The organism is Variovorax boronicumulans (genome assembly GCF_040544675.1).
GTDB lineage: Bacteria > Pseudomonadota > Gammaproteobacteria > Burkholderiales > Burkholderiaceae_C > Variovorax > Variovorax boronicumulans_D.
In genome coordinates this window covers 91,076-116,433 of the sequence record NZ_JBEPKK010000010.1, presented here as the reverse complement: position 1 = coordinate 116,433, position 25,358 = coordinate 91,076, and the positions used below count along the sequence as shown (strand labels likewise).

Here is a 25,358-nt window from a genome sequence, read left to right as displayed (position 1 = left end):
AGACGCGCAAAAAAAAGGCGCTACCGGCTGGGTAGCGCCGAACGCCCTGTGAATCAGGACGTTGGGGGTCCGAAAAAATCAGATGTCTTCGAGCAGGGGATAGGGCAGCGGCTCGACGGTGAGCGCCGGGCCGTCGACCGTTCCGGCGTGCAGGGCGCCGGCCTCCAGGGCCGCGATCTGGATCGAGATCAGGGCCGACCAGCCGCCGCCGGGCGCCGGTGCGGCCTGCGCCACGGTGCCCACGGGCTGCTCGGCATTGCCGCCGGCGAACACTTCCTGGCCCGCCGCCAACGCCGCATCGGCCTGCACGAGGTAGGTGCGGCGCTTGAGCGTGCCGCGAAACTGGCTGCGCGCCACGATCTCCTGGCCGGGGTAGCAGCCCTTCTTGAAGTTCACGCCTCCCACGGATTCGTAGTTGATCATCTGCGGCACGAAGGCTTCGACGACCGGCGTGGTCAGGGTGACGATGCCGCTGCGGACCTCGCTCCACGGCCAGAGATCGGCGGCCAGCGCCGGGCCGGCCGGTGCCGGGTGAGCGGCGGGTGCGATCCAGAGCGCGCGCGGCACGCCGTCGGCCGGGTAGAGCGACACCACGCTGATGTCCTCGCCGATGGCCGTGCGCTTGCCGGGCGGCGTGGCCGCATCGAGCCCGTTGGCGGTGAGCGCGCTCCCGGCCAGGCCGTACAGCGCGAACTGGCCGGTGACGTCGGTGAGCTTGGCCTTGGCGCGCAGCACATACATCGACAGGCGCTTGAGCGTGGCGGCCAGGATGTCGCGGCTGCACACCAGCAGAATCACTTCGGGTTGCGGACGGATGCCGATGAAGCTGGCGATGACGCGGCCCTTGGCGGTGCAAAGCGCGGCCAGGCGGGCTTCGGTGGCGCCGAGCAGGGAGAAATCCTGGGTCAGCTGTCCGTGCAGAAAGCTGGCGGCATCGGGGCCTTCGGCGCGGATCACGCCCAGGTGGCCGGATTGCGAGAGGGCGGCTATCCCATTGAGAGCGACTGTGGTCATCGCTGAATTATCATGGCCGCTCCTGTTCCTTCTGTGCGGCAGGGACTCCCCCCTTTTCTCCGTTCTCCGTCTTTCCATCGGAATCCGTGCGCAGCTTCTTCTTAACGCTTTTCCTGCTTGCCGCCCTGATTGCGCTCGCGCTCGGCGCGGGCGGCCTCTGGTGGGTGCACCAGCCGCTCAAGTTGCCGGCGCCCACCGTCGATCTTTCGGTGGAGCCCGGCACCACGCCGCGCGGCATCGCCCAGGCGGTGGCCGACAACGGAGTCGATGTGCAGCCGCAATTGCTCTACTGGTGGTTCCGCATCTCGGGGCAGGACCGCCAGATGCGCGCCGGCAGCTACGAGCTGGAGCGCGGCGTCACGCCCAAGCTGCTGCTCAACATCCTGGTGCGCGGCGAAGAGGCCACCCGCAGCCTGGTGCTGGTGGAAGGATGGAACATCCGCCAGGTACGCGCTGCGCTGGGCAAGGCCGAGCAGCTCAAGCCCGAGAGCCTGGGCCTCACGGACGAGGCGCTGATGGCCAGGCTGGGCAAGCCCGGCGTGCATCCGGAAGGGCGCTTTTTCCCGGACACCTACACCTATTCGAAGGGCTCGACCGACATCGCCCTGTTGCAGCGCGCGATGCGGGCCATGGACAAGAAGCTCGAAGCCGCGTGGGCGGCCCGCGCGTCCGACCTGCCGCTCAAATCGCCCGATGAGGCGCTCATTCTGGCCAGCATTGTCGAAAAGGAGACAGGCAAGGCCAACGACCGCGCCGAGATCGCCTCCGTCTTCGCCAATCGCCTGCGCCTTGGCATGCCCCTGCAGACCGACCCGACGGTGATCTACGGCCTGGGCGCCAGCTTCGACGGCAACCTGCGCAAGAAGGACCTGCAGACCGACACGCCCTGGAACACCTACACCCGCGGCGGCCTGCCGCCCACGCCGATCGCGATGCCGGGCAAGGCCGCGCTGCTGGCGGCGGTGCAGCCGGCGCAGAGCAAGTCGCTGTACTTCGTCTCGCGCGGCGACGGCACCAGCCAGTTCAGCGGCTCGCTCGACGAGCACAACCGCGCGGTCAACCGCTACCAGCGCGGCGGCAGCTCCGCCCAACCCAAGGCGACGCAATGAGCGCCGCGCCGGGCCGTCCCAAGCAAGCTCGCACCGCAGCCGAAGGCGGAGGTTGTTTTCTATGAGCGCCGGTCTGTTTCTGACGCTGGAAGGCATCGACGGTGCGGGCAAGTCCAGCCATCTCGATGCGATGCAGGCGCTGCTCCAGGCGCAGGGCCGCACCGTCGTGCGCACGCGCGAACCCGGCGGCACGCCGCTGGCCGAAACACTGCGCGGGCTGATCCTGGAACAGCCGATGGACCCGCTGACCGAATCGCTGCTGGTGTTCGCGGCGCGGCGCGATCACATCGTGCAGGTCATCGAACCGGCGCTGGCGCGCGGCGACGTGGTGCTGTGCGATCGTTTCACCGACGCCACCTTCGCGTACCAAGGCGCGGGCCGCGGTTTCGACCCGGCCGTGCTGTCGACGCTGGAACAGTGGGCGCAAGGGGGCAGGGCCGCAGGGCTGCTTCAGCCGCACATCACGCTGTGGTTCGACCTGGCGCCCGAGATCGCGGCACAACGCCTTGCGGGCGCACGGGTGCCCGACAAGTTCGAGGCGCAGCCGGTCGAGTTCTTCCGCCGCGTGGCACAGGGTTACGCGGACCGTGCAGCCACCGATGCGCAACGCTTCATTCGCATCGACGCCAGCCAGGCGCGCGACCAGGTCTGGCAGCAGATCGAAACCGCCCTGGTGGCGCGCGGCGCGCTGACACCGCTTGGCGGTGCCGCGCGATGAGCACACCGCCGCTCACGCCCTGGCTGCACCGGCCGCTCGCGGAACTGCTGCGCCAGCGCGGCCATGCGTGGCTGCTGCAGGGGCCGTCCGGCATCGGCCAGTACGAACTGGCCCTGGCGCTGGCCTCTGCGTGGCTGTGCGAGCAGCCGCAAGAGGGCGGCACCGCCTGCGGTCATTGCGCGAGCTGCCATGCCATCGAGGTCCGCACCCACGCCGACCTGTGCGTGCTGATGCCCGAGGTCGCCATGCAGGAACTGGGCTGGCCGCTTGACGAAAAGGCGCAGGCCGACATCGACGACAAGAAGCGCAAGGCCAGCCGCGAGATCCGTGTCGAGGCGATGCGGGAGGCCGTGGGCTTTGCCCAGCGCACCAGCGCGCGCGGACGCGGCAAGGTGGTGCTGGTCTATCCGGCCGAGCGCATGAACAACATCACCGCCAACGCGCTGCTCAAGACGCTGGAAGAACCCGTCGGCGACGTGCGCTTCGTGCTGGCCAGCGAAGCGGCGTGGCAGTTGCTGCCGACCATCCGCAGCCGTTGCCTGGGTTTCACGCTGCCGTGGCCCGAAACGACCGAGGCCGTGGCCTGGCTTGCCGAACAGAAGGTGCCTGCCGCCGATGCCGCCGCCCTGTTGCGCGCCGCGGGCGGACGCCCCAGCGACGCCTTGCGGTTGGCCCGCGCGGGCCAGTCGCCCAAGGCGTGGTCCTTGCTGCCCAAGGCCATCTCGCGCGGCGACGTGGGGGCGTTGGCGGACCACGCCCCGGCGCAGGCCGTGGGCGCGCTGCAGAAGATCTGCCACGACCTGATGGCTGTCGGCAACGGCGCCGAACCCCGTTTTTTCGAAGCCGCCGACCTGCCGGCCGCGCCTTCTCGGCTGGCGTTGGCGCGCTGGTCTAAGTCGCTCGCGAACGCCGCGAGAACCGCCGAGCATCCGTTCAATGCGGGTCTCATGCTCGAAGCGCTTGTGAGCGAAGCGCGAAGCACCCTAAACTCAGCCGCTCGTCGCCCATGAACCAACCCGTCGCTCCCGCCCCCGCTGCGTCCGCAGCCGCCACGCCCGCCAGGCCGAGCGTCATCCAGCTCGCCATCAAGGAGAAGGGCGCGCTCTATGCGGCGTACATCCCGCTCTTTGCCGAGGGCGGCATCTTCATCCCGACCACGCGCGAGTACCGCCTGGGCGACGACGTCTACGTGCTGCTCACGCTGCCTGAAGACCCCCAGCGCTATCCGGTGGCCGGCAAGGTCGCATGGATCACCCCGGCGCGTGCCGCCGGCAACCGGGCGCCCGGCGTGGGCATCCGGTTTCCATCGGACGAGAAGTCGCGCCAGCTCAAGGCACGCATCGAAGCCGCCCTGGGCGGCTCGATGGCTTCCGACCGCCCGACCCAGACCATTTGAGTTTTCCGCCGTCCTGGGGACGCGGAACTCCGTGCACGGCGCCACCTCACACAGGTGACAGGTGCGCCGACTCCACCGTCATTTCCGATGTTCACAGACTCCCATTGCCACCTGACTTTTCCTGAGTTCGCGGACCAGATGCCGCAAATCCGCGCCGCCATGGCCGCGGCCAGGGTCGATCGCGCCTTGTGCATCTGCACCAAGCTCGAGGAATTCGACGAGGTGCAGGCGCTGGCCGCCAGCTACGACAACTTCTGGGCCAGCGTGGGCGTGCACCCCGACAACGAGGACATCGCCGAACCCACAGTCGAAGACCTGGTGCGGCTGTCCGCCCGGCCCCGCGTGGTGGCCATCGGCGAGACCGGCCTCGACTACTACCAGATGGAAGAGCGAAAGGGCGGGCGGAGCATCGCCGACATGGAGTGGCAGCGCGACCGCTTCCGCGTGCACATCCGCGCCGCGCAGCAGACGCGCAAGCCGCTCATCATCCACACCCGCGACGCCTCGGCCGACACGCTGGCGATCCTGAAGGAGGAGGGCGAAGACGGCGCGGCGGGTGCAGCGGGTGGCGTGTTCCATTGCTTCACCGAAACCGCCGAGGTCGCGCGGGCCGCGCTCGACCTGGGTTTCTACATTTCCTTCTCGGGCATCCTGACCTTCAAGAAGGCGCAGGACCTGCGCGACGTGGCGGCCTTCGTGCCGCTCGATCGCATGCTGATCGAGACCGACAGCCCGTACCTGGCACCCGTGCCGTATCGCGGCAAGACCAACAACCCGTCGTACGTGCCCTATGTGGCGCAACAGATCGCGGAACTGCGAAAGGTGCCCGTCGAGGCCATCGCCAAGGCGACGAGCGACAACTTCGAAATGCTGTTCAGGGATATCAAAAAATCATGAAGAATTACTTAAAGAAGTCGCTCTATCTCATTGTCATTGCTGCATCTTTTGCGGCGCATGCGGGATCGTTCGAGGACTTTTTCCGGGCTGTGCGCGGCGACAACGGCAGCGGCGTGCGCACGCTGCTCAACCGTGGGTTCGACCCCAACACGCTCGATGAACACGGCCAGACCGGCTTGATGATCGCGCTGCGCGAACCTTCGCCGAAAGTCATCCAGGTGCTGCTCGAATCGCCGCAGACCAATGTGGACCTGGCCAATTCGAAAGACGAAACGCCGCTGATGCTGGCGGCCATCAAGGGCCAGCAGGACCTCGTCACCCAGTTGCTGAAGCGCGACGCGGCCGTCAACAAGACCGGCTGGACGCCGCTTCACTATGCCGCGACCACCGGTCAGCTGACCATCATGAAAGTGCTGCTCGACAACTACGCCTTCATCGATGCGCAATCGCCCAACGGCACCACGCCGCTGATGATGGCCGCCATGTATGGTTCAGCGGAAGCCGTGAAGCTGCTGCTAGCAGAAGGCGCCGATACGGCGATGAAAAACCAGCTGGGCATGACCGCGGTCGACTTTGCGAACAAGGCGAATCGGACGGAAGCTGCGCAGTTGATCACGGCGGCGATCGGTGCAAAGGCTGCCGGTTCAAAGGCGCCGCCCAAAGACGGCAAGTGGTAGACCCGAGGGCCTAGCCAAGAACGGCTGAACCTGGCGGATCACCCCGTCGTTGACGGGTGAATTCAGCGCCGAGGAGACGCCGATATGGAGCGTCCGTTCACTCGTGCGAGACTCCGCGCAGAAGGAGAAGCAGAGATGAATACGTTCTTATTCGTGGTCGTTTTGTTGGCCGTCGGATTGCTTGTGCTTGGCGTTGTCGCCAGAAACAAGGGCTCGCAGATCAACAGCGGCTTCGTCGACAAGCCCAAGGCGCGGGCGCCGCTCACCGCGCGTGAGCAGGCGATGTACAACCGCCTGGTCGAAACGCTTCCGGACCTTGTGGTGCTGCCACAGGTCAGTTTCAGCGCATTGCTCACGGCCCGCACCCGTGCCGCACGCAGCACGTTCAGCCGCAAGATCGCCGATTTCGTGGTGTGCGACCGCACGTTCAAGGTGGTGGCCGTGATCGAACTCGCTGGCAAAGAGCGCAAAGGCAAGGCGCCGCGCGATTCGTCACGCGATGCGTTGCTGACGGAAGCTGGGTACAGGGTCTTGCGGTATCACCGGGTGCCGGACATCGGGCGGGTCGAAGCGGATTTCGATCCTTCGCTGGCTTCTGTGAGTCCTACGTGATGCCGGCTTGAGAACACAATGTGCATTATGTTAAATAACAAATATCAGTCCTAGCGTTTCGATCCTTCCCGTGTCTTGGGAACCTCGCGCTTACCGCCCCCACAACAAGGTTCCCCCCCCAAGTCACACAGCCGGCCCCAATCCGATGGGCGCCGGCACGATGTTCACGATGCGTGTGAAAAGCGCGCTGTATTCGAAGTCCGCCGCATGCCCGGTCATCGGGTCGCGGTTTTGCGCGAAGGCATCGTCTAGGTCGCGCCAGTCGTCCTCGGTCAGCACGCGCTCGGCCAGCGGCAGGATCTCGCGTTCCTCCAGCGCCATGTGGCTCAAGTAGAAGTCGACATACTCGCCGACCGTTCTCTCGAAGGCTGCGCGCCGCGGCTCGCCGAGCATCTCGAAGGCCAGCAGCGCGTGCTCGACGTCGCGGATCCTGCGTTCGCCCCGGGCATGGTCGCCGTCCAGCTTGTCCAGCAGGTCGCGCGAGATCGGCGTCTTGGCGCGCAGCTTGGGAAACAGCAGCTCGGTTTCCTTGCGGTGATGGCGATTCTCGGGAAATTCGTCCACATAGAAGAGCATGGCGCGCAGCACCGCGAAATCGGGCAAGGTGCCCTTCTTCCTGTGCTGCTCGAGCAGCATGACGATGGAGCGGAGCACGGCGGCGAGTGCGGCATGCTCCTGGCGAATGATGCGGACGGTGGCGTGGGTCATGGAGTCTTCCTTTGCATGCCTGAAGGGTCGCGTTTTTGCCGCTCGCGGGCTTGTTCCAGATCAAGCCGCGCGGCGCGGCCGCCTGGATACTGGTTGCATCCCCTCCACTCCGGACTCATGCCATGTACCAGCGCATCCTCGTTCCCATCGATGGCAGTTCCACGTCCGGCCGCGGCCTGACCGAAGCCATCCATCTGGCCAAGCTCACGGGCGGGCGTCTGCGCCTGGTGCACGTCATCGACGAGCTGTCGTTCGCGCTCGCCATGGACGCCTACTCGGGCTATGCCGGCAACTGGCTCCAGGAACTGCGCGGCAACGCCACGAAGCTGCTCGAAGCTTCGCGGGCCCGGGCTGCCGAAAACGGTGTCCAAGCCGATGTGGTGCTGATCGACCGCTTCAAAGGCGCCGTGCACGAGCAGATCGTCGCCGAAGCGCAGGCATCTGATGCCGACCTGATCGTGATCGGCACCCATGGCCGCCGCGGCATCGGCCGCTGGGTCATGGGCAGCAGCGCCGAACATATCCTGCGCATGTCGCCGGTGCCGGTGCTGCTGGTGCGCGCACCCGACGACGCCAAGGCCGAGCACGAGCGCTTCAAGCTGCCGATCGGCGTGCTCGCGAGCCAGTAGGTAGCCGATGCGCGCCCTCAGGGCACGGCGCGCCGTCGCTCCGTGTGCCCCGCCCTCTCCCACCGCCTCTTTTACCGGCTCGCAGGCAGCGCGTTCAGCGGAATCCGGAGGTACGAGACGCCGTTGTCGTCCGCCGGCGGAAATCGGCCGCCGCGCACGTTCACCTGGATCGACGGAAGAATCAGCGTCGGCACTTCCAGGGTCGCGTCGCGGGCTGTGCGCATGGCCACGAACTCATCGACGCCGATGCCGTCGCGCACGTGGATGTTGTGCGCGCGCTGGTCGGCGACCGTGCTCTGCCAGCGGGCGGGCCGCGACGCTGGCGGGTAGTCGTGGCAAACGTACACGGCGGTGTCGGGCGGCAGCGCCAGCAGCCTGCGCATCGAGCCGTAGAGCTGCCGTGGGTCGCCACCGGGAAAATCGGCCCGGGCGCTGCCCAGATCCGGCATGAAAAGCGTGTCGCCAACAAAGACGGCGCCGTCCACCAGATAGGCCATGTCCGCAGGGGTGTGGCCCGGCACCAGCAAGGCGGTGACCTCCACATCGCCGATGCGGAAAACCTCGCCGTCCTTGAACAGATGGTCGAACTGGCTTCCGTCCGGCAGAAACCCGCGCTCCAGGTTGAAGAGCTTCTTGAACGTCGACTGCACGACGCGGATGTTTTGTCCGATCGCGATCTTGCCGCCGGCCTGCGCCTGGACGTGGCGAGCGCCGGACAGGTGATCGGCATGCGCGTGCGTCTCCAGGATCCAGTCGATGCGCAGCTCGTGCTCCCGCACAAAGGCCAGCAAGCGGTCGGCCGACGCGGTGCCGGTGCGGCCTGACTTGAAGTCGAAGTCCAGCACCGGGTCGATGACCGCGGCATGCCGGCTCGCGCGCTCCCACACGACATACGACACCGTCCACGTCGCCGGGTCGAAAAAGCCTTGGATCGTCGTGCGGGATGTCATAGGTGTTCTATCTGTGATGTTCAGTTAGCTCACAAACATTATATGTTTATATATACTATATGGGCTGAAACTGAAGCCGAAACGTGAACCCATGAAGACCTCCACCCTGGCCATCGACCCAGACCTCCTGCGCGGCGCCGCCGGCAAGGCGGTCGCGGCGCTCAAGCTCCTGGCCAACGAAGACCGGCTCTTGCTGCTGTGCCAGCTCTCGCAAGGCGAGATGTGCGTGAGCGACCTCGAACAGAAGCTGGGCATTCGCCAGCCCACGCTGTCGCAGCAACTGAGCGTGTTGCGCGGCGAGGGCGTGGTCGACACCCGCCGCGAAGGCAAGAGCATCTTCTACAGCGTGGCCGATCCGGCTTTGCTTGAAATCCTGGCGGTCCTCTATCGCCTTTACTGCCCCAAGGAAGAATGATGTCCATCGACTGGAACCACTTCACCCCGTTCACGGCGCTGGCCGGCGGCGTGCTCATCGGCCTTGCCGCGGCGATGTTCGCGCTGCTCAACGGCCGCATCGCAGGCATCAGCGGGGTGCTCGGCGGGCTGCTCCGACCGTTGAGGGGCGACGTTGCCTGGCGGGTCGCCTTCGTGCTCGGACTGGTCGGCGCGCCGGCGGTTTATGGGATCGTTGCGGTGGTGCCCCTGCCCCGGATCGACGCCGGATACGGCGCGCTCGTCCTGGCCGGGCTGCTCGTCGGCCTGGGCACCCGGTACGGGTCGGGCTGCACCAGCGGCCACGGGGTCTGTGGGCTGTCTCGCCTGTCGCCGCGCTCGCTCGCGGCAACCATCGCATTCATGGGCGCCGGCTTCGCCACGGTGTTCGTGGCCCGTCACCTGTTCGGCCTTTGAGGAGATTCCAGATGATTGCCCTTGCGTCGTTGCTCGCCGGCCTGGTCTTCGGACTCGGCCTCATCCTCTCCGGCATGGCCGACCCGGCCAAGGTGCTCGGCTTCCTGGACATTGCCGGCGCCTGGGATCCTTCGCTGGCCTTCGTGATGGCGGGCGCCATTGCCGTCGGCATGGTCGCGTTCATGGTGGCCAGGCGCCGCACGGTGTCCTTGCTGGGTGCCCAGATGCGCCTGCCCACCGCACGTCACATCGACCGGCGCCTGCTGGTGGGCGGCATGCTTTTCGGCGTGGGCTGGGGCATTGCGGGCTTCTGCCCCGGCCCGGGCCTGGTGGCGCTTGGCATGGGCGAAGTCAAGGCGCTTGTCTTCGTGGCGGCCATGCTGGCCGGCATGGGCATCTTCGAACTGCTCGAAGGACGCAAACGCCCGGCGGCGACCCGTGCCGCATAACGGATGGCGATGGCTGGCGCAATGAACGAGGCGCGCCGACATCACCTCTTTGCGCGCGTTGCGCTGGCCTTGCGAACGGCATGCACCCGGCGCGGGGATGGCGCCGCAGACGGGCCCGCATCCAGTGCCACATGCAAGCTGCGCAAGGCATCGGTCACCACAGCCTGCCGCGAAGGCGTCGCGTCGACACCAGCTTCCGCGAACACCGTGCGGGACGCATCGACCGCCTCGCTCGCCCTGAAATGCCGGAACGCCTGCAACGGCGCCGCGGCCAGCGCGTGCCAGTCCCCGGCGCGCATGACCGCATCGGATTCCGCGCGGGTCAGCGCGATGCCGTCCTCGAAGGCGCGCGCGCCGATGGTCTCGACCATCTGGAGCGCGTGCAGCCAGATGCTGTATTGCGCCTTGCACAGCGCGAGCGGAAAAGTGAAATCGGTGCCCATGTGTGTGTCCTTCTCGCCCGAGGGGCGTTCACCGCCATGCTGACGCAGCACCGCGCCCGCGAGCTTGCGCGGGATCAATGCAACGACAACACCGCGCAAGGCTTGCGTGCTACCCTGCCCCCGGCTTGAGGATATCTACGACATCCGTGCCCCAATTCCTTGCCCACGCATGAAAACTGCCCCCCACATCGCGGTGCTCGACGACGAAGTCGACATCACGCTGCTGCTGGCCAACTACCTCCAGGGCCATGGCTTTCGCGTCACCCAGGTCCACAACGGCAGCGCCCTCATGACGCTGATGGACTCCGACCCCGCCGACCTGGTGCTGCTCGATCTCGGCCTGCCCGGTGAAGACGGCTTCTCCATCGCGCGCCGCATGCGCGAGCGCTGGCATTGCGGGCTGGTCATCGTCACCGGCCGGGGCGATGCGGTGGACAAGGTGGTGGGTCTGGAGGTCGGCGCCGACGACTACGTGACCAAGCCCTTCGACCTGCGCGAACTGGTCGCGCGCGTCAAGGCGGTGCTGCGGCGGTTGACGCCCCCGGCGCCGCTCTCGCCGGCGCTCGCCGCGCCCGCAGCCCCCGCCGCAGCGTCCGCGCACAAGCTGCGCTTTGCCGGCTGGCAGCTGGACACCGCCGCGCGCAGCCTCCTGAATCCGCAAGGCGCCGAAGTGGCGTTGACCGGCGGCGAGTTCGAGCTGCTGCAGGCCTTTGCCCGCCATCCCGGCCGCGTGCTGTCGCGCGACTTCCTGCTGGAGCAGACACGCGGACGCGAAGCCGCGCCTTTTGATCGCACCATCGACGTGCAGGTCGGGCGCCTGCGAAAGAAGATCGAGGCCGATGCGGACGACCCGCAGCTCATCAAGTCGGTGCGGGGCGCGGGCTACATCCTGATCCCGCCGGTGGTCCATGGCTGACACGCCGGGCACCCCGCCCTTCCTCTTCGACCTGCCCATCCAGGGCTTGCCGTCGGGCGTCGAGGAAGGCAGTGTCTTCCGCTCGCTCTTCATCGCCTACCCCGATTCGCTGCTGCTGGTGGACCAGTCGGGCCGCATCATGCTGGCCAATCCTTCGGCGGCCGCGCTGTTGGGCTACCCCGTGGAAGAGCTGGTGGGCCTCAATGTCGATGTGCTGGTGCCCGACAGCATCCGGCCGCGCCATGCCTCGTACCGCGAAGCCTACGGCCGCGCGCCCCGCGCTCGCCCCATGGGCACGCACATGGAGCTGGTGGCCAAGCGCAAGGACGGCAGCGAAGTCATGGTCGAGATCGCGCTCAGCCCGCTGCAGAGCCACGGGCTGCCCTTCGTGGTGGCCGCCATCCGCGACATTGGGGCCTACCCCCGCGTGAAGCAGGCGCTGCAACGCGCCCGCTACAGCGAGCACCTGGCCCAGCTCGGGCGCCTGGCGGTGGACACGCGCGACCTGCGGGTGGTGCTCGAACACGTGCCTGAACTCATCACCACGGCCTTGCAGGTCGAGGTCGCGGTGGTGTGGTTGCTCGAGGCCAACCGCCTCGAATTCCGGGTGGCCAGCGGCGTGGGCCTGCTCGCCGGCGAGGAGGTCGGCACGCGCTTGCCCAACCGGCCCGACACCCCGCCCGGCTTCGTGCTGTCCCAGGGCCGGCCGGTGGTGGTGCCCGACTACAGCCTGGAACATCGCTTTGCCGTGCCCCAGGTCTATCTCGATGCGGGCCTGGTCAGCGCGCTGGCCGTGCCGCTGAGCGATCGCGGGCGCGTGATCGGCATGCTGTCGGTGCGCTCCAAGGAGTCCAGGCGTTTCGGGGACGAAGAGGTGCGCTTTCTCGAATCGCTGTCCAACCTGCTGGCCACCAGCCTGCAGCGCGTGCAGACCGAGGAGGCGCTCAACCACGCGCAGCGGCTGGAGAGCGTCGGCCAGCTCACCGGCGGCATCGCGCACGACTTCAACAACCTGCTGACCGTCATCCAGGGCAACCTCCAGGTGCTCGAAGAAATGCCCGCGCTCGCGCAGGACAGCTACGCCCAGCAGCTGCTGGGCGCCGCCACGCGCGCCACGCGGCGCGGCGCCGAACTCACCGGCAAGCTGCTCGCGTTCTCGCGGCGGCAGCTGCTGCAGCCCAGCGCCGTCGACACGCAGGGGCTGCTGCATTCGCTGGCCGACATGCTGCGCCGCACGCTGGACCAGCGCATCCGCATCGAGATCGACACCGCGCCCGACTGCCCGCCCGTGATGGCCGACCCGGGGCAGCTGGAATCGGCGCTGCTCAACATCGCCATCAACGCGCGCGACGCCATGCCCGAGGGCGGCACGCTGCGCTTTCGCACCGAGGTGTGCGGCGCCCTGCCGGCCGCCCTGCTCGGCGAGCGCGACGCACCGGGCATCGACGCCGCCGCACGCTTCGTGGCGATCTCCATCGCCGACAGCGGCACCGGCATGTCAGAAGACGTGAAGGAGCGCGCCTTCGAGCCCTTCTTCACCACCAAGGAGGCCGGCCGCGGCACGGGCCTGGGCCTGAGCACCGTCTACGGCTTCGTCAACCAGTCGCGGGGCGCCGTGGCGATCGACAGCAAGGCCGGCCAGGGCACCACGGTCACGCTCTACCTGCCGCAGCAGCAGGACGCCCGCCCTGCCCTTGCTCCCGCCATGGACGCGCACGCCGATGAAACCGTGCCCGCAGGCCTGCGCGTGATGCTGGTGGAGGACGACGCCGAGGTTCGCAAAGTGGTCCAGACGTTTCTTGCCACGCTGGGCTGCGAGGTGGTCGCGGTCGCCACCGGCGAACAGGCGCTCTCGCTGCTGGATGCGGGGGCGGAGCCGCTCGACCTGCTGCTCAGCGACATCGCCCTGGGTGCCGGCATGCGCGGCACGCGCCTGGCGGCCGAGGTGCAGCGGCGCTTTCCGCAGCTGGCGGTGCTGCTGATGTCGGGCTTCTCTTCGGAGCTGCTGGATGCCGACCGCGAAGTGCCGCAGAGCTGGGAGCTGCTGCGCAAGCCCTACACGCGCTCCGAACTCGCGCAGGCCATGGCGAAGGTACTGGCCGGGCGCGCCTGAACGGCTCGGCGCGAGTCTCTTACTGGAGCATGGCGGGCGCCGGCACCATCGCGGGTGCCGTCACCGGCGACAGGCAGCGCTGCACAAAGGCGGACAGCGCACCCACGTCGGGAATCTGCACATCGCGGCGTCCCTTGGTGGCGAAGCCGATCACGTTGTCGCGCGCCATCCGCGACAGCGCCCGGCTCACGCTCTCCAGCGTCATGCCCAGGTAGTTGCCGATTTCGGCGCGCGTCATGCGCAGCGTGATCTCGTCGGTGCGCATGCCGCGCTCGGCCAGCGTCTGGGCCCAGTAGCGCAGGAACTCGGCCACGCGGGCATCGGCCGGCAGCGTGCAGACGGACATCAGCGAGTCGCGGTCGTGCGAGATCTCGCGGCTCATGGCGGTGTGCAGCACCTGCAGCACGGCGGGATGCCGGGCACATGCGGCCAGCAGCGACTCGTACGACACCGCCCAGATCTCGCCGGTGTCCATGGCCACCGCGTCGCACGAATAGCGGCTGCCGGCGATGCCGTCGAAGCCCAGCCAGTCGCCGCGGAACTTGAGGCCCACCACCTGCTCGCGCCCGTCGGCCGACAGGTTCACGATCTTGAAGAAGCCCGAGTTCAGGATGTAGAGATTGCCGAAGCGCTCGCCCGCCTGGTAGATGACGTCGCCCGTGTGCACGACGCGGCGCTGCGGCTTGAGTTGCTCGGCCAAGAGCTTCAGGGTGTCGGCGGTCTGCCGCCCCGCGCATGCCGGGCCGGCTTCGGCCCGTGCGGTGCCGGTACGAAGGGGGGCGAAGGTCTGGGCGGTGGCGGTGTCGAGCATCTGGGGTCCTTGGGTGATCTGTCGTGGCGAGTGGCTGTCGCGTGTCGATGGCTGTCGCGTGTCGATGGACCGATGCTATGAAGCCCGCGGCACCGCAATGCCAACACTCGGCGTCGGTGGGTAACGCTCGGTGAATGAAGTGTGTCCGGCGTGTATCAACGGCCGCCGGCGTGCCGCAAGTCACGCAGGCCCGCGCTCCAGCCTTGACCTGCATCAACCGCCGCGAGGTGGCCGTCCCTTACCTTGGCCGGCCACACACCGACCATCGCCATGCCCCTTCTCCCCAAGACCCGCGCGCCCGCCGCCGCCGCACCGCAGCTGTCGCCACTGAAGGTGACGAGCCTGCTGTGCCGCGCACGGCAGCTCCAGCGCGCCGCGCTGGAAGGGAACACGCCCAGGCTGCTGCGCGGAAAGAACCTGGGACTGTTATGCGAGACGCAGCCCGACGACGCGCAGGCGCTGTTTCGCAGCGCCGCCGAGGAACTGGGCGCGCGCGTGGCCGTCATGCGCTCGGGCATGTCGCTGGTGGATTCGCCACAGGACGTGCAGCACACCGCCCGCATGCTCGGCCGGCTCTATGAAGCCGTGGAGTGCCAGGGCCTGGCTCACGCGCTGGTGGAATGCATCGCGCAGCACGCGGGCATTCCGGTTTTCGACGGCGCCGCCACCAAGGACCATCCGGCCGACCGCCTGGCCGAGCTGCTCGGCGACAGGACCCCGCTGGCCGACAACCGGCGCTTCGTGCTCCAGGCCTTGCTGCTGGAAGCCATCGCTTGAATTGCGGGCTGCACGCAGTGACCCCGCTACTGCACTCACCTCCTCAAAGGAACTCGCCATGAACACCGCCATGCCGTGCGCAACGCTCCACCCCGCAGATCGCCCGCGATGTGCATGAGCCTGCTCGAAAAGCTTGCCGCGGCCACGCTGCCCTGCATCGAGGCCGACCCGCTGCTGATCGACAGGCTGCGCGTGCTCCAGGCTGCCAGCCATATCGGGGCGCTGATTCCTCCGGTTCAGATGGGCTGCGACCAGCCCCTGTGCGAGGAAGCCGCCATCGTCTTCCAGGTCACGCCCACGGGCCGGCAGACCCTGCGCACGGGCGCGCCGCCGGAGCCCGCACACATCGATGCCTGGTTCAGCGGCACCAGGCGTCGATCTGGCGCATGAGGTCCCACCACACGGCCTGCGCCGCAACGCCCGCCAAGAGCACGCCGGCCAGCCGCGCGCCCCAGGCCTGGTGCGCACCGCCAACCCAGCGAAGCCGCTGCCAGAGCCAAGGGCCCAGCAGCAACGAAGCGCCGCTGCCGATCGCGAACAGCGCCATCAGCATCGCACCCTGCAACGGCCCATTGCCCAGGCTGGCCATCATCAGCGCCGAATAGAGCAGCCCGCACGGCAGCGCCACCCACAGCATGCCGGTGGCCAGCACGCCCAGCCATGTGCGTCCCGCGAGCGGGCGAAGACGCGCTTCGAGGCCGCGTCCAATGCGCTGCGCCCACAGCGGCTGGCGCCCCGTGGCGGCGAGCATCGCGCCCCAGGCGAACACGAAGACATGCATCAGCACCCACAGCGGCCGCAATGCGGCGACATGGATGCTGGCCTGGGCCAGGGTTTCAACGCTCGCGGCAGCGATCGCACCTGCGATTGCATAGCTTGCGATACGGCCCAGATGGAAAGCGGCCGGCGCCGCACCGCCGATGGGCACTGCGCCCTGCCCCGCCGGAACGATGGACATCACCGGCACGATCCGTATCACCGCCGCCGATGCCGCGCCGCACATCGCCACGCAATGCGGCCCGCCCGCAAGGCCCATCACCAACGCGGCACCGGCGAGCGCAAGCTGCATGCTCAGACCACCCGTGAGAAGCGCGCGCGGTTCTCGCGGCAATAGCGGTCGAACACCATCGCGACAGCTCGCACCAGAAACCACCCTTGCTCGGTGACCACGAGGTCGTGGTCGCTCAGCCGCACCAGGCCCTGGGCCACCAGCGGACCGAGCGCTGCGAACTCGGTCGCGAAGTAGCGGCGGAAATCGACCGCGTAGGCCTCGCCCATCGCGTTGAAATCGACGCGGCCACGGCACATCAACGCCATGATCACCGCGCGCCGCAGCAGGTCGTCGCGCGAGAGCGCAAGGCCGCGCACCACGGGCAGGCGCCCCTGGTCGAGCAGGTCGTAGTAGTCGTCGAGCGTCTTGGCGTTCTGGCTGTAGGTGGCGCCCACCCGGCCGATGCCCGACACGCCCAGCGCAACCAGATCGCCCTCGGGCCGCACGCCGTAGCCCTGGAAGTCGCGGTGCAGGCGCCCTTCTCTTTTCGCCATTGCAAGCGGGTCGTCGGGCAGCGCGAAATGGTCCATGCCGATATACACGTAGCCCGCCTCGGTGAGCCGTTCGATCGCGGCGGCGAGCATGCGCACCCGGGTGGCCGCATCGGGCAGCTCGTCGGCTGCGATGCGCCGCTGCGGCTTGAAGCGCTCGGGCAGGTGCGCATAGCCATAGAGGGCGATGCGATCGGGCCGCAGATCGCGGATCTGCGCCAGCGTGCGCCCGAAGGACGTATCGTTCTGGCGCGGCAATCCATAGATGAGGTCCACGTTGATCGACTCGAAACCCAGCGCGCGAGCCTTGTCCATCAGCGCGAAGACCTGCGACGCAGGCTGGATGCGGTGCACTGCCTTCTGCACCCCGGGGTCGAAGTCCTGCACGCCGAAGCTCAGCCGGTTGAAGCCCAGCGCGGCCAGGCTGGCCAGGCGTTGCGCGTCGACCGTGCGCGGATCGATCTCGATGGAGCGTTCGCCGCCCGGAGCGAACACGAACGAGCGGTGCAGCAACGCCATGAGCTCGCCCAGTTCCGCGTCGTCCAGGAACGTGGGCGACCCGCCGCCCAGGTGCAACTGGGAGACAGTGGTGCTGCGCCCCAGCTGTGCGACCTGCAACTGCACCTCCCGTGCAAGGTAGGCCAGGTATTGCCGGCCGCGTTCGCGGTGGCGCGTGACGATCTTGTTGCACGCGCAGTAATAGCAGAGCGATTCGCAGAACGGAATGTGAACGTAGAGCGACAGGGGCGGCGCCTCGGCGCCCGCCTCGCGCCGCTTGCACAGCGCCTGCGCGTAAGCCTCGGCGTCGAAAGCCTCCACGAAGCGGTCGGCGGTGGGATAGGAGGTGTAGCGCGGCCCGGGAACATCGAACTGACACAGCAACTCGACGGGCAGCGGCACCTTCGGACAGATGGGCACTGGAGCGGAAAGAGCCATTGCCGTCATGCTCACGAGGAGGCTTCTCGCCGTTCTTCAGCGTCGCGCGGCTCCACCAGCAGCACGGTGCAGGCGCTGGAGGCCGCCGCCATCAGCCAGAAAATGAAGAACGCGGCGGTGTAGGCCCCCTGGCGCGACATGCCCAGCGCATCGGCGCCGCAGTACACATCGACCGGGTCGACGAGCGCAAACACCAGCATCTCCATGGCGCAAGCCACCAGGAACGACGGCCACAGGACGCCGACCATCCGGCGCATCCCGCTCATGGCACGGCCTTTGGCGCCGGCAGCGGCACATCGTTTGTCGGCGTGGCGGCGTGGTTGCGGCCGGCCACTGCGGGCAGCAGCTTGCGGGCCGCCAGGGTCTTGTTGATCTCGACGCCTTCGCGGTAGTAGTCCTCCGACACCAGAGCATCCGGGCTGCGCCAGGCCAGCCAGAAGGTCACGAAGCTCGCGACCACCACCACGGCGGGGCCGCCGATCACCATCCACATCAGCGGATGTCGCCACCAGGCATCGGTTGGCTTGTCGTTCGTTGTTGCAGCATTCATCTCGGGCTTTCAGCGCGGCACCAGGAAGGCCGCTTTTTCAGACACCTGCGCACCGCTGCCCTCTTCGCGAATCGCGAGATGCACCGTGTGCGAACCGGCGGGCACCGCGCCGTAAGGCACTTGCAGGCGCACGGCGACCCAGCGCGACTGGGCCGCCTCGACCGTCACCGGCTGCTCCGCCGACACGCTCAGGCCCTGCAATCCCTCGGCCGTGATCCGGTAGCGCTGGGGTGCTTCGGTGGCGTTCATGATCTGGAGGCGGTAGACGTTTTCCAGCCGCCCGCCCTCGGCGATGCGGGCCAGCGATGCGCGGTCGCGCACCACATCGACCTTGAAGGGCGTGCGCGCGAGCAGGCTGCCCAGGATGCCCGCCACCAGCAGCATCAGCACCGCCGTGTAGACCAGCACGCGCGGCCGGAGCACGCGCCGCAGCAACTGGCGGCGCGACCAGCCGGCCTCCATGCCGTTCTGCGTGTCGTAGCGGATCAGCCGCGGCGGGTAGGCCATCTTCTGCATCACGGTGTCGCAGGCATCCACGCACAGGCCGCAGCCGATGCATTCGTACTGCAGGCCCTGGCGAATGTCGATGCCGGTCGGGCACACCTGCACGCACAGGCCGCAATCGATGCAGTCGCCCAGCGCCAGCGTGCGCGGATCGGGGCCCTTGCGACGCGGCGCACGCGGCTCGCCGCGTTGCGGGTCGTAGCTGACGATGAGGGTGTCGCGGTCGAACATCGCGCTCTGGAAGCGCGCATAGGGGCACATGTACTTGCAGACCTGCTCGCGCATGAAGCCGGCGTTGCCGTAGGTGGCAAAGCCGTAGAAGAAAACCCAGAACACTTCCCACGACCCCATCTGCGTCTGCAGGAAGGCCATGCCCAGTTCGCGGATGGGCGTGAAGTAGCCCACGAAGCTGAAGCCGGTCCACATCGCGATGCCGATCCACACGGTGTGCTTGAACCATTTCTTGACCAGCTTCTCGGCCGACATCGGCTCGGTGTCCAGCCGCATGCGCGCGGTGCGGTTGCCCTCGATCTTGTGTTCCACCCACATGAAGATCTCGGTGTAGACGGTCTGCGGACAGGCAAAGCCGCACCACAGCCGCCCCGCCACCGCGGTGAACAGGAACAGCGAGAGCGCGCTCACCACCAGGAGGCCCGACAGATAGATCAGGTCCTGCGGATACAGCACCAGCCCGAAGATGTAGAAGCGGCGCGCGGCCAGGTCGAACAGCACCATCTGCCGCTCGCCCCACTGCACCCATGGGAGCCCGTAGAACACGAGCTGGGTCAGAAACACCATGGCCCAGCGCCAGCGCGCGAACATGCCGCGCACGGTGCGCGGGTAGATCTTCTGCGTGGCCTCGTAGAGGCCACCGTGCTCGCTGGCTGCCGCGGCGGCAATGGGAATGATCTTGCGGGTCATCGAGGTGCGCGGTCAGGGCGTGGCCGCGGCCGTATTCGAAAAGCCCCACACATACGACGCGAGCATCCGGATCTGCGCCTCGGTCAGGCGCCCTTCCTGCGCGGGCATCTCGCTGTGCTTGCCCGCATTGATCATCTGGACGATGGCCGCCTCGCCGTAGCCGTGGAGCCAGACCTTGTCGGCGAGGTTGGGCGCGCCCAGGGCCTGGTTGCCGACGCCGCCGATGCCGTGGCAGGCGGCGCATGCGGCGAACTTCGACTTGCCGAGGCCGGCGCGCACCGAGTCGTTCGGCTCGCCCGACAGGCTCAGCACGTAGTTGGCGACGTTCTTCACATCGTTGGGCGTGCCGACGGCCGCCGCGATGGGCGGCATCACGCCCACGCGTCCCTTGGTGATGCTCTCGGCGATCTTCTCGGGCGTGCCGCCGTGCAGCCAGTCCTTGTCGGTGAGGTTGGGAAAGCCCTTGCTGCCGCGCGCGTCGGAGCCGTGGCACTGGGAACAGTTGTTCATGAAGAGCCGCTCGCCGATGGCCCTGGCCTGCGGGTCGCGTGCGACCTCTTCGACGGGCATGGCCGTGTAGCGTGCGTAGATGGGTGCGAGCTCCTGCGTGGCCTTGGCCACCTCGGCCTCGTACTCGCCGCGCGAGCTCCAGTCGGACTGCCCCTTGAAGCTGCCCAGGCCCGGATACACGGCCAGGTAGCCCAGCCCGAACACGATGGTCAGCACGAAGAGCCCGACCCACCACATCGGCAGCGGGTTGTTGGCTTCGCGCAGGTCCTCGTCCCACACATGGCCCGTGGTGTTGTCCTCGCTGGGCGCCACCCGCTTGCGCGCGGTGAACCACAGCAGCAGCACGCAGCCCAGGATGCTCAGCAACGAGGCCACGGCCACATAGTTCGACCAGAAACGGCTGATGAAATCGCTCATGCTCGTGCGCTCCTCAGTCCTGCTCGAACGGCAGCCGGGCCGCGTCCTGGAAGTCGCGCGCATTGCGCCGCGAATACGCCCAGGCCACGATGCCGATGAAGACGACGAAGCAGGCAACGGTTGCGGCCACGCGCAGGATGGTGATGTCGATCATGGTTGGTGTCCTTTGCCGCTCACTTGAGCGCCAGTCCCAGCGATTGCAGGTAGGCCACCGTGGCCTCCATCTCGGTCTTGCCGTCCACCGCCTTGGTGGCGCCGGCGATCTCTTCGTCGCTGTAGGGCACGCCCACCGTGCGCAATGCGCGCATGTGGTTGGGCAGGGCCTGCGCGTCGACCAGGGTTTTCTCCAGCCACGCGTAGGCCGGCATGTTCGACTCGGGCACCAGGTCGCGCGGGTTGTTCAGGTGGATGCGATGCCATTCGTCGCTGTACTTGCCGCCCACGCGGTGCAGGTCGGGCCCGGTGCGCTTGCTGCCCCACTGGAACGGATGGTCGTAGACGAACTCGCCGGCCACTGAGTAGTGGCCGTAGCGCAGCGTCTCCGAGCGAAAGGGCCGGATCATCTGCGAGTGGCAGTTGTAGCAACCTTCGCGCAGGTAAACATCGCGCCCGGCCAGTTGCAGCGGCGTGAGCGGCTTGACGCCCTGCACCGCCTCGGTGGTCGACTTCTGGAAGAACAGCGGCACGATCTCCACCAGGCCGCCGATGGCCACCACCAGCAGGATCAGCACGATCATCAGCAGGTTGTTGGTCTCGATCTTCTCGTGGCTGAAGCCGGTGGATTTTTCGGGGTTCGGGTTCATCGTGCGTCCTCAGGCGTGGGCCATGGCGGGGGCCGGGATTTCGGCGCGCACCGAGGAACCGGAGATGACCGTCATCCACACGTTCCAGGCCATCACCAGCATTCCCGACAGGTAGAGCAGCCCGCCGATCAGGCGCACCAGGTAGAACGGGAAGGTGGCCTTCACGCTCTCCACGAAGGTGTAGGTGAGCGTGCCGTCGGGGTTGATCGCGCGCCACATCAGGCCCTGCATCACGCCGGCGATCCACATGGCGGCGATGTACAGCACGATGCCGATGGTGGCCACCCAGAAGTGGAATTCGATGGCCTTCACGCTGTGCATGGCGGTGCGCCCGTACATGCGCGGAATCAGGTAGTAGAGCGAGCCCATCGTGATGAAGCCGACCCAGCCAAGCGCGCCGGAGTGCACATGGCCCACGGTCCAGTCGGTGTAGTGGCTCAGGGCGTTGACGGTCTTGATGGACATCATCGGCCCCTCGAAGGTCGACATGCCGTAGAACGACAGCGAGACGATCAGGAAGCGCAGGATCGGGTCGGTGCGCAGCTTGTGCCAGGCGCCCGAGAGCGTCATCACGCCGTTGATCATGCCGCCCCAACTGGGCGCCAGCAGGATCAGCGAGAACACCATGCCCAGCGACTGCGTCCAGTCCGGCAGCGCCGTGTAGTGCAGGTGGTGCGGACCCGCCCACATGTAGGTGAAGATCAGCGCCCAGAAGTGGACGATGGAGAGCCGGTACGAATACACCGGCCGGCCGGCCTGCTTGGGGATGTAGTAATACATCATCCCGAGGAAGCCCGCGGTGAGGAAGAAGCCCACGGCGTTGTGGCCGTACCACCACTGCACCATCGCGTCCTGCACGCCGGCATAGGCCGAGTAGCTCTTCATCCAGCCCGCCGGAATCGCCGCGCTGTTGACGATGTGCAGCAAGGCCACCGCGATGATGAAGGAGCCGAAGAACCAGTTCGCCACGTAGATGTGGCGCACGCGCCGCATGCCGATGGTGCCGAAGAACACGACGGCGTAGGACACCCACACCACCGCGATCAGGATGTCGATGGGCCACTCGAGCTCGGCGTATTCCTTGCCGCTGGTGTAGCCCATCGGCAGGCTGATGGCGGCCGCCACGATCACGGCCTGCCACCCCCAGAACACGAAGGACGCGAGCTTCGGCGCGAACAGCCGTACCTGGCAGGTGCGCTGCACCACATGAAAGCTCGTGGCCATCAGTGCGCAACCGCCGAACGCGAAGATCACCGCGTTGGTGTGCAGCGGCCGCAGCCGCCCGTAGCTGAGCCATGGGATGCCGAGGTTGAGTTCGGGAAATGTCAGCTGCGAGGCGATGATCACGCCGACCAGCATGCCGACCACGCCCCAGACCACGGACATGAGCGCGAACTGCCGCACGACGGTGTCGTCGTATGCCGCGGCAGGTGGGTTCGGTTGTTGCATCGTCGTGCCCTTGAATGAGTTGAGGGCAGTTTCAGCGCCGCCCTCCCCTCGGGGGTTGATGCAAATCAATCGCCGCGCAGGATGCGGTCGCCTTCGGCCTCGACGTCGTCGAACTGGCCGCGCTCGATGGCCCACCAGAGCCCGCCCAAGATCGCCAGGACCAGCATCACCGACAGCGGAATGAGCAGGAAGAGGATGTCCATCAGCGGCCCGCCTCGCCGCCGGCGGCAGTTGCTGTTGCAGCTGCCGCCGCACCACCCGCCAGCCGCGCCGCGTTGAGCACCACCACCAGCGAACTCGCCGCCATGCCCAGGCCGGCCAGCCATGCCGGCAGCCAGCCCGCCACGGCGAGCGGCACGCAGAGCGCGTTGTAGCCCGCAGCCCAGCCGAGGTTCTGGCGCACCACGCGCAGCGTCTTGCGGGCTTGCGCGATGGCCTCTGGCACGGTCGCCAGCCGGTCGCCCAGCACGACGAAATCGGCACGCGCTTGCGACAGCGGCACGGCACGGCCGAAGGCGAACGAGGCGTTCGCGCGGGCCAGCGAGGGGCCGTCGTTCAGGCCGTCACCCACCATCGCGATCTGCCGCCCCTCGGCCTGCAGGCGCCAGAGCACGGCCAGCTTGTCTTCGGGCGTGCAGTCGCCCTCTGCAAAGTCGATGCCGGCGCGGGCGCCGATCTCGCGGGCCGCACTGTCGCGGTCGCCCGAGAGCAACCGCACCGTGAGGCCCTGCGCGCGCAGCGCGGCCACGGCCGCGGCGGCATCGGGGCGAAGTTCTTCAGCGAGCACGAAGCTGGCGACCCAGCCCTCGTCATCGGAAAGATGGACCTGCGCCGTGTTGACATCCAGCGGCTCGACCTCGCAAAAGCCCGGCGACCCGAGGCGCATGAAACGGCCCGCGCTCGCCTTCGGCCGGCGCATCACCCCTTCGAGCCCGAGCCCTGCCGTCTCGCCGGCTTGTTCCACGGTCCAGTCGGGCGGCGAGCGGAACTGCGCCTGCCATGCGTTCACCAACGCCCGCGCCACCGGATGCAGCGACTGCGCACCGAGCGCCGCGGCCATTTCCAATGCATCGCCGGGACGCAGCCCCTGCCGGCAATAGACGCGCTCCAGGCGCGGGATATCGCCGGTCAAGGTGCCGGTCTTGTCGAACACCACCGTGTCGACCGATGCGAGCGCCTCCAGCGCCTGCAGGTTCGAGGTCAGCACGCCGCCGCGCGCCAGGGCGCCGGCGCTCGCGAGCATCGCGGCCGGTGTCGCGAGCGACAGCGCACAGGGGCAGGTCACGATGAGCACGGCCACCGCCACCATCAGCGCCTTGCCCGGGTCCGCCTGCCACCAGAACAGCGCCGCCAGCGCCGCCGATGCAAGCACCGCCACAAGAAACGGCCGCGCCACCCGATCCGCCAGCAACGCCAGGCGCGGCTTGCTGGCGGCGGCGCTTTCCATCAGCCGCACGATCTGCGCAAAGCGCGTGCCCTCGCCCACCGACTCGATGCGCACCCGCACCACGGCGGAGAGGTTGTGGCTGCCGGCCAGCACGCGGTCACCGCAGGGGCGCGGCACCGGCCGCGATTCACCGGTGAGCAAGGCTTCGTCGGCGCTGGTGTCGCCTTCGATCACCAGGCCGTCGGCCGGAAACGCCTCGCCCGGGCGCACGCGCACCACGTCGCCGGCGGCCAGCCGTCGCACGGCCACGCGGGTCCAGCTGCCGTCGGGTGCGAGGCGGTCGATGCCGTCCGGCAGCCGGTTCATCAGCGCTTCGAGCGAGCCGGCGGTGCGGTCGCGAAGCCGTGCCTCCAGCCAGCGGCCGGTCAGGAGGAAGAAGACGAACATCGTCAGCGAGTCGAAATACACCTCGCCGCCGAGCGGCCCGCCCGCGTCGAAGGTCGCGGCGCTGCTGACCGCGAAGGTCACGAGCACACCGAAGGCGACCGGCAGGTCCATGCCGACGCTTCCCGTGCGCAGGTCGCGCCAGGCGCTGCGAAAGAAGGGGCCGCAGGAAAACAGCACCACCGGCAGCGTGAGCACCCAGGACGCCCAGCGCAGCAGCTGCGCCGCATCGGCCGTCATGTCGCCGGGCCTGGCGATGTAGGCCGGGTAGGCGTACATCATCACTTGCATCATGCAGAGGCCCGAGACCAGCCAGCGCCACAGCGCCATGCGCAGGTCCTGCGCGCGCTGCGCGCGCTGCGCGCTGTCGGGCCGGATGCCGGCGGGGAGCAGCGGGTATCCGGCGGCGGCCGCGGCCTCGAACCAGCGCGAAGGCCGGGTGGCCGCGGCCGACCACACCACCCGCGCCCTGCGGCTGGCCGCACTGACCTGCGCCTCGATCACGCCCGGCACGCCGAGCAGCGCGGCCTCGACGGTGAAGGCGCAGGCGGCGCAATGCATGCCCTGCACCGCCGCATGCGATGTCCACCGGCCGGTGGCGCCATCGCCCTGCCCGCCTTGTTCGCCTTTCTCGGCCTTCTCGATTGGATCGGGCTGGCCGAACGCAGGCCATTCGGCCGGGTCGTCGAGCACCTGCCAGTTCTGCTCATCCGCCGGCGCGAACGAGGCTGGTGCAGAGGCCGGAGAACGGGAAGAAAGCGCGGAAAGCGGGGCCAGCGAAGCTTGCATCGCAGCAAGGCTACGGGCCGCCATCGCCGCGACCCTTG

Annotated in this window: 31 protein-coding genes; 15 read left to right on the top strand and 16 right to left on the bottom strand. The window is 68.0% G+C overall.

All coding sequences use genetic code 11. The features are described 5' to 3' along the window. Nucleotides 1-78 precede the first annotated feature (78 nt). Nucleotides 79-1,014 carry a CAF17-like 4Fe-4S cluster assembly/insertion protein YgfZ gene (gene ygfZ, locus ABIC90_RS18385; protein WP_354356474.1) on the bottom strand — a complete coding sequence of 312 codons (936 nt, stop codon included), beginning with the start codon at nt 1,012-1,014 and terminating at the stop codon, nt 79-81. Nucleotides 1,015-1,100: 86 nt separating this feature from the next. Between ygfZ and mltG the strand changes: the two genes are divergently transcribed. The 7 genes from mltG (at nt 1,101) to ABIC90_RS18350 (ending at nt 6,423) form a co-directional block, all read left to right on the top strand. Continuing rightward, a complete protein-coding gene (gene mltG, locus ABIC90_RS18380) occupies nt 1,101-2,123 on the top strand; it encodes an endolytic transglycosylase MltG (protein ID WP_354356472.1) in 1,023 nt (340 codons plus the stop codon). A gap of 61 nt (nt 2,124-2,184) precedes the next feature. Next, nucleotides 2,185-2,841 (top strand): dTMP kinase, encoded by a 657-nt coding sequence (tmk, locus tag ABIC90_RS18375; protein WP_354356470.1) that lies wholly within the window; start codon nt 2,185-2,187, stop codon nt 2,839-2,841. Then, entirely contained in the window at nt 2,838-3,851 is a 1,014-nt protein-coding gene (locus ABIC90_RS18370) for a DNA polymerase III subunit delta' (RefSeq protein WP_354356468.1), read from the top strand. The genes tmk and ABIC90_RS18370 overlap by 4 nt, the downstream gene beginning before the upstream one ends. Beyond that, nucleotides 3,848-4,237, top strand: a complete 390-nt coding sequence (locus ABIC90_RS18365; RefSeq protein ID WP_198783777.1) for a PilZ domain-containing protein — start codon at nt 3,848-3,850, stop codon at nt 4,235-4,237. The genes ABIC90_RS18370 and ABIC90_RS18365 overlap by 4 nt, the downstream gene beginning before the upstream one ends. Before the next feature lie 87 nt (nt 4,238-4,324). After that, the gene (locus tag ABIC90_RS18360; protein ID WP_354356466.1) at nt 4,325-5,134 is read left to right on the top strand and encodes a TatD family hydrolase; all 810 of its coding nucleotides are present in this window, start codon (nt 4,325-4,327) and stop codon (nt 5,132-5,134) included. After that, nucleotides 5,131-5,811, top strand: coding sequence for an ankyrin repeat domain-containing protein (locus tag ABIC90_RS18355; protein WP_354356464.1), 681 nt, complete (start codon nt 5,131-5,133; stop codon nt 5,809-5,811). Before ABIC90_RS18360 ends, ABIC90_RS18355 begins: the two co-directional genes overlap by 4 nt. Before the next feature lie 135 nt (nt 5,812-5,946). Beyond that, on the top strand, nt 5,947-6,423 hold the full coding sequence (locus ABIC90_RS18350; protein ID WP_354356462.1) for a DUF2726 domain-containing protein: 477 nt from the start codon (nt 5,947-5,949) through the stop codon (nt 6,421-6,423). Between the two features lie 123 nt (nt 6,424-6,546). On the opposite strand, the gene ABIC90_RS18345 is transcribed toward ABIC90_RS18350, so the two are convergent. Next, the gene (locus ABIC90_RS18345) at nt 6,547-7,131 is read right to left on the bottom strand and encodes a hemerythrin domain-containing protein (protein WP_354356460.1); all 585 of its coding nucleotides are present in this window, start codon (nt 7,129-7,131) and stop codon (nt 6,547-6,549) included. Nucleotides 7,132-7,253: 122 nt separating this feature from the next. Here ABIC90_RS18345 and ABIC90_RS18340 point away from each other — a divergent pair, with 122 nt between their 5' ends. Beyond that, nucleotides 7,254-7,760, top strand: coding sequence for a universal stress protein (locus tag ABIC90_RS18340; RefSeq protein WP_354356458.1), 507 nt, complete (start codon nt 7,254-7,256; stop codon nt 7,758-7,760). A gap of 71 nt (nt 7,761-7,831) precedes the next feature. Here ABIC90_RS18340 and ABIC90_RS18335 read toward each other — a convergent pair whose 3' ends face one another. Next, a complete protein-coding gene (locus ABIC90_RS18335; RefSeq protein WP_354356456.1) occupies nt 7,832-8,710 on the bottom strand; it encodes an MBL fold metallo-hydrolase in 879 nt (292 codons plus the stop codon). A gap of 91 nt (nt 8,711-8,801) precedes the next feature. Between ABIC90_RS18335 and ABIC90_RS18330 the strand changes: the two genes are divergently transcribed. The 3 genes from ABIC90_RS18330 to ABIC90_RS18320 are packed head-to-tail and all read left to right on the top strand — an operon-like array spanning nt 8,802 to nt 10,008. Further along, complete coding sequence (locus tag ABIC90_RS18330) at nt 8,802-9,125, top strand: ArsR/SmtB family transcription factor (protein ID WP_354356454.1); 324 nt, start codon at nt 8,802-8,804, stop codon at nt 9,123-9,125. Continuing rightward, a complete protein-coding gene (locus tag ABIC90_RS18325) occupies nt 9,125-9,559 on the top strand; it encodes a YeeE/YedE family protein (RefSeq protein WP_354356452.1) in 435 nt (144 codons plus the stop codon). Before ABIC90_RS18330 ends, ABIC90_RS18325 begins: the two co-directional genes overlap by 1 nt. 11 nt (nt 9,560-9,570) lie before the next feature. Then, nucleotides 9,571-10,008: a YeeE/YedE family protein gene (locus tag ABIC90_RS18320; protein ID WP_354356450.1), complete on the top strand. Its 438-nt coding sequence runs from the start codon at nt 9,571-9,573 to the stop codon at nt 10,006-10,008. Between the two features lie 41 nt (nt 10,009-10,049). Here the strand turns inward: ABIC90_RS18320 and ABIC90_RS18315 are convergent, their stop codons facing one another. After that, the gene (locus tag ABIC90_RS18315) at nt 10,050-10,451 is read right to left on the bottom strand and encodes a hypothetical protein (protein ID WP_354356448.1); all 402 of its coding nucleotides are present in this window, start codon (nt 10,449-10,451) and stop codon (nt 10,050-10,052) included. A gap of 169 nt (nt 10,452-10,620) precedes the next feature. Between ABIC90_RS18315 and ABIC90_RS18310 the strand changes: the two genes are divergently transcribed. Together ABIC90_RS18310 and ABIC90_RS18305 are read left to right on the top strand one after the other, a co-directional pair. Then, a complete protein-coding gene (locus ABIC90_RS18310; RefSeq protein ID WP_354356446.1) occupies nt 10,621-11,367 on the top strand; it encodes a response regulator transcription factor in 747 nt (248 codons plus the stop codon). Further along, nucleotides 11,360-13,480 (top strand): PAS domain S-box protein, encoded by a 2,121-nt coding sequence (locus tag ABIC90_RS18305; RefSeq protein WP_354356444.1) that lies wholly within the window; start codon nt 11,360-11,362, stop codon nt 13,478-13,480. The genes ABIC90_RS18310 and ABIC90_RS18305 overlap by 8 nt, the downstream gene beginning before the upstream one ends. Before the next feature lie 19 nt (nt 13,481-13,499). On the opposite strand, the gene ABIC90_RS18300 is transcribed toward ABIC90_RS18305, so the two are convergent. Further along, nucleotides 13,500-14,291 (bottom strand): Crp/Fnr family transcriptional regulator, encoded by a 792-nt coding sequence (locus tag ABIC90_RS18300; RefSeq protein WP_354356442.1) that lies wholly within the window; start codon nt 14,289-14,291, stop codon nt 13,500-13,502. Nucleotides 14,292-14,561: 270 nt separating this feature from the next. On the opposite strand from ABIC90_RS18300, the gene ABIC90_RS18295 reads away from it, so the two are divergent. Then, complete coding sequence (locus ABIC90_RS18295; protein WP_354356440.1) at nt 14,562-15,068, top strand: ornithine carbamoyltransferase; 507 nt, start codon at nt 14,562-14,564, stop codon at nt 15,066-15,068. A 114-nt stretch (nt 15,069-15,182) separates the two neighbouring features. Continuing rightward, nucleotides 15,183-15,458 carry a hypothetical protein gene (locus tag ABIC90_RS18290; protein WP_354356438.1) on the top strand — a complete coding sequence of 92 codons (276 nt, stop codon included), beginning with the start codon at nt 15,183-15,185 and terminating at the stop codon, nt 15,456-15,458. On the opposite strand, the gene ABIC90_RS18285 is transcribed toward ABIC90_RS18290, so the two are convergent. The 11 genes from ABIC90_RS18285 to ABIC90_RS18235 all read right to left on the bottom strand — a co-directional run bounded on the left by ABIC90_RS18285 (nt 15,427) and on the right by ABIC90_RS18235 (nt 25,320). Further along, on the bottom strand, nt 15,427-16,137 hold the full coding sequence (locus ABIC90_RS18285; protein ID WP_354356436.1) for a sulfite exporter TauE/SafE family protein: 711 nt from the start codon (nt 16,135-16,137) through the stop codon (nt 15,427-15,429). The two genes, ABIC90_RS18290 and ABIC90_RS18285, sit on opposite strands and share 32 nt — an antisense overlap. A 2-nt stretch (nt 16,138-16,139) precedes the next feature. Beyond that, nucleotides 16,140-17,546 carry an oxygen-independent coproporphyrinogen III oxidase gene (hemN, locus tag ABIC90_RS18280; RefSeq protein ID WP_354356434.1) on the bottom strand — a complete coding sequence of 469 codons (1,407 nt, stop codon included), beginning with the start codon at nt 17,544-17,546 and terminating at the stop codon, nt 16,140-16,142. Nucleotides 17,547-17,557: 11 nt separating this feature from the next. After that, nucleotides 17,558-17,812, bottom strand: a complete 255-nt coding sequence (locus tag ABIC90_RS18275) for a hypothetical protein (RefSeq protein ID WP_354356432.1) — start codon at nt 17,810-17,812, stop codon at nt 17,558-17,560. Then, nucleotides 17,809-18,096: a FixH family protein gene (locus ABIC90_RS18270; RefSeq protein WP_354356430.1), complete on the bottom strand. Its 288-nt coding sequence runs from the start codon at nt 18,094-18,096 to the stop codon at nt 17,809-17,811. Before ABIC90_RS18270 ends, ABIC90_RS18275 begins: the two co-directional genes overlap by 4 nt. Before the next feature lie 9 nt (nt 18,097-18,105). Beyond that, nucleotides 18,106-19,521 (bottom strand): cytochrome c oxidase accessory protein CcoG, encoded by a 1,416-nt coding sequence (ccoG, locus tag ABIC90_RS18265; protein ID WP_354356428.1) that lies wholly within the window; start codon nt 19,519-19,521, stop codon nt 18,106-18,108. 12 nt (nt 19,522-19,533) lie between these two features. Next, nucleotides 19,534-20,448: a cytochrome-c oxidase, cbb3-type subunit III gene (ccoP, locus tag ABIC90_RS18260; protein ID WP_354356426.1), complete on the bottom strand. Its 915-nt coding sequence runs from the start codon at nt 20,446-20,448 to the stop codon at nt 19,534-19,536. 13 nt (nt 20,449-20,461) lie between these two features. Next, entirely contained in the window at nt 20,462-20,602 is a 141-nt protein-coding gene (locus tag ABIC90_RS18255) for a cbb3-type cytochrome oxidase subunit 3 (protein ID WP_354356424.1), read from the bottom strand. A 19-nt stretch (nt 20,603-20,621) separates the two neighbouring features. Continuing rightward, nucleotides 20,622-21,251, bottom strand: a complete 630-nt coding sequence (ccoO, locus tag ABIC90_RS18250) for a cytochrome-c oxidase, cbb3-type subunit II (RefSeq protein WP_354356422.1) — start codon at nt 21,249-21,251, stop codon at nt 20,622-20,624. Between the two features lie 9 nt (nt 21,252-21,260). Further along, entirely contained in the window at nt 21,261-22,700 is a 1,440-nt protein-coding gene (ccoN, locus tag ABIC90_RS18245) for a cytochrome-c oxidase, cbb3-type subunit I (protein ID WP_354356420.1), read from the bottom strand. A gap of 65 nt (nt 22,701-22,765) precedes the next feature. Beyond that, nucleotides 22,766-22,903, bottom strand: a complete 138-nt coding sequence (gene ccoS, locus ABIC90_RS18240) for a cbb3-type cytochrome oxidase assembly protein CcoS (protein WP_354356418.1) — start codon at nt 22,901-22,903, stop codon at nt 22,766-22,768. Next, nucleotides 22,903-25,320, bottom strand: a complete 2,418-nt coding sequence (locus ABIC90_RS18235) for a heavy metal translocating P-type ATPase (protein ID WP_354356416.1) — start codon at nt 25,318-25,320, stop codon at nt 22,903-22,905. Before ABIC90_RS18235 ends, ccoS begins: the two co-directional genes overlap by 1 nt. Nucleotides 25,321-25,358: the final 38 nt, after the last annotated feature.

Bases quoted from the DNA above. Each gene is read 5' to 3' on its own strand.
- ygfZ (WP_354356474.1), bottom strand. From the start codon at position 1,014: ATGACCACAGTCGCTCTCAATGGGATAGCCGCCCTCTCGCAATCCGGC.
- tmk (WP_354356470.1), top strand. From the start codon at position 2,185: ATGAGCGCCGGTCTGTTTCTGACGCTGGAAGGCATCGACGGTGCGGGC.
- ABIC90_RS18370 (WP_354356468.1), top strand. From the start codon at position 2,838: ATGAGCACACCGCCGCTCACGCCCTGGCTGCACCGGCCGCTCGCGGAA.
- ABIC90_RS18365 (WP_198783777.1), top strand. From the start codon at position 3,848: ATGAACCAACCCGTCGCTCCCGCCCCCGCTGCGTCCGCAGCCGCCACG.
- ABIC90_RS18360 (WP_354356466.1), top strand. From the start codon at position 4,325: ATGTTCACAGACTCCCATTGCCACCTGACTTTTCCTGAGTTCGCGGAC.
- ABIC90_RS18355 (WP_354356464.1), top strand. From the start codon at position 5,131: ATGAAGAATTACTTAAAGAAGTCGCTCTATCTCATTGTCATTGCTGCA.
- ABIC90_RS18350 (WP_354356462.1), top strand. From the start codon at position 5,947: ATGAATACGTTCTTATTCGTGGTCGTTTTGTTGGCCGTCGGATTGCTT.
- ABIC90_RS18345 (WP_354356460.1), bottom strand. From the start codon at position 7,131: ATGACCCACGCCACCGTCCGCATCATTCGCCAGGAGCATGCCGCACTC.
- ABIC90_RS18340 (WP_354356458.1), top strand. From the start codon at position 7,254: ATGTACCAGCGCATCCTCGTTCCCATCGATGGCAGTTCCACGTCCGGC.
- ABIC90_RS18335 (WP_354356456.1), bottom strand. From the start codon at position 8,710: ATGACATCCCGCACGACGATCCAAGGCTTTTTCGACCCGGCGACGTGG.
- ABIC90_RS18330 (WP_354356454.1), top strand. From the start codon at position 8,802: ATGAAGACCTCCACCCTGGCCATCGACCCAGACCTCCTGCGCGGCGCC.
- ABIC90_RS18325 (WP_354356452.1), top strand. From the start codon at position 9,125: ATGTCCATCGACTGGAACCACTTCACCCCGTTCACGGCGCTGGCCGGC.
- ABIC90_RS18320 (WP_354356450.1), top strand. From the start codon at position 9,571: ATGATTGCCCTTGCGTCGTTGCTCGCCGGCCTGGTCTTCGGACTCGGC.
- ABIC90_RS18315 (WP_354356448.1), bottom strand. From the start codon at position 10,451: ATGGGCACCGATTTCACTTTTCCGCTCGCGCTGTGCAAGGCGCAATAC.
- ABIC90_RS18310 (WP_354356446.1), top strand. From the start codon at position 10,621: ATGAAAACTGCCCCCCACATCGCGGTGCTCGACGACGAAGTCGACATC.
- ABIC90_RS18305 (WP_354356444.1), top strand. From the start codon at position 11,360: ATGGCTGACACGCCGGGCACCCCGCCCTTCCTCTTCGACCTGCCCATC.
- ABIC90_RS18300 (WP_354356442.1), bottom strand. From the start codon at position 14,291: ATGCTCGACACCGCCACCGCCCAGACCTTCGCCCCCCTTCGTACCGGC.
- ABIC90_RS18295 (WP_354356440.1), top strand. From the start codon at position 14,562: ATGCCCCTTCTCCCCAAGACCCGCGCGCCCGCCGCCGCCGCACCGCAG.
- ABIC90_RS18290 (WP_354356438.1), top strand. From the start codon at position 15,183: ATGAGCCTGCTCGAAAAGCTTGCCGCGGCCACGCTGCCCTGCATCGAG.
- ABIC90_RS18285 (WP_354356436.1), bottom strand. From the start codon at position 16,137: ATGCAGCTTGCGCTCGCCGGTGCCGCGTTGGTGATGGGCCTTGCGGGC.
- hemN (WP_354356434.1), bottom strand. From the start codon at position 17,546: ATGGCTCTTTCCGCTCCAGTGCCCATCTGTCCGAAGGTGCCGCTGCCC.
- ABIC90_RS18275 (WP_354356432.1), bottom strand. From the start codon at position 17,812: ATGAGCGGGATGCGCCGGATGGTCGGCGTCCTGTGGCCGTCGTTCCTG.
- ABIC90_RS18270 (WP_354356430.1), bottom strand. From the start codon at position 18,096: ATGAATGCTGCAACAACGAACGACAAGCCAACCGATGCCTGGTGGCGA.
- ccoG (WP_354356428.1), bottom strand. From the start codon at position 19,521: ATGACCCGCAAGATCATTCCCATTGCCGCCGCGGCAGCCAGCGAGCAC.
- ccoP (WP_354356426.1), bottom strand. From the start codon at position 20,448: ATGAGCGATTTCATCAGCCGTTTCTGGTCGAACTATGTGGCCGTGGCC.
- ABIC90_RS18255 (WP_354356424.1), bottom strand. From the start codon at position 20,602: ATGATCGACATCACCATCCTGCGCGTGGCCGCAACCGTTGCCTGCTTC.
- ccoO (WP_354356422.1), bottom strand. From the start codon at position 21,251: ATGAACCCGAACCCCGAAAAATCCACCGGCTTCAGCCACGAGAAGATC.
- ccoN (WP_354356420.1), bottom strand. From the start codon at position 22,700: ATGCAACAACCGAACCCACCTGCCGCGGCATACGACGACACCGTCGTG.
- ccoS (WP_354356418.1), bottom strand. From the start codon at position 22,903: ATGGACATCCTCTTCCTGCTCATTCCGCTGTCGGTGATGCTGGTCCTG.
- ABIC90_RS18235 (WP_354356416.1), bottom strand. From the start codon at position 25,320: ATGCAAGCTTCGCTGGCCCCGCTTTCCGCGCTTTCTTCCCGTTCTCCG.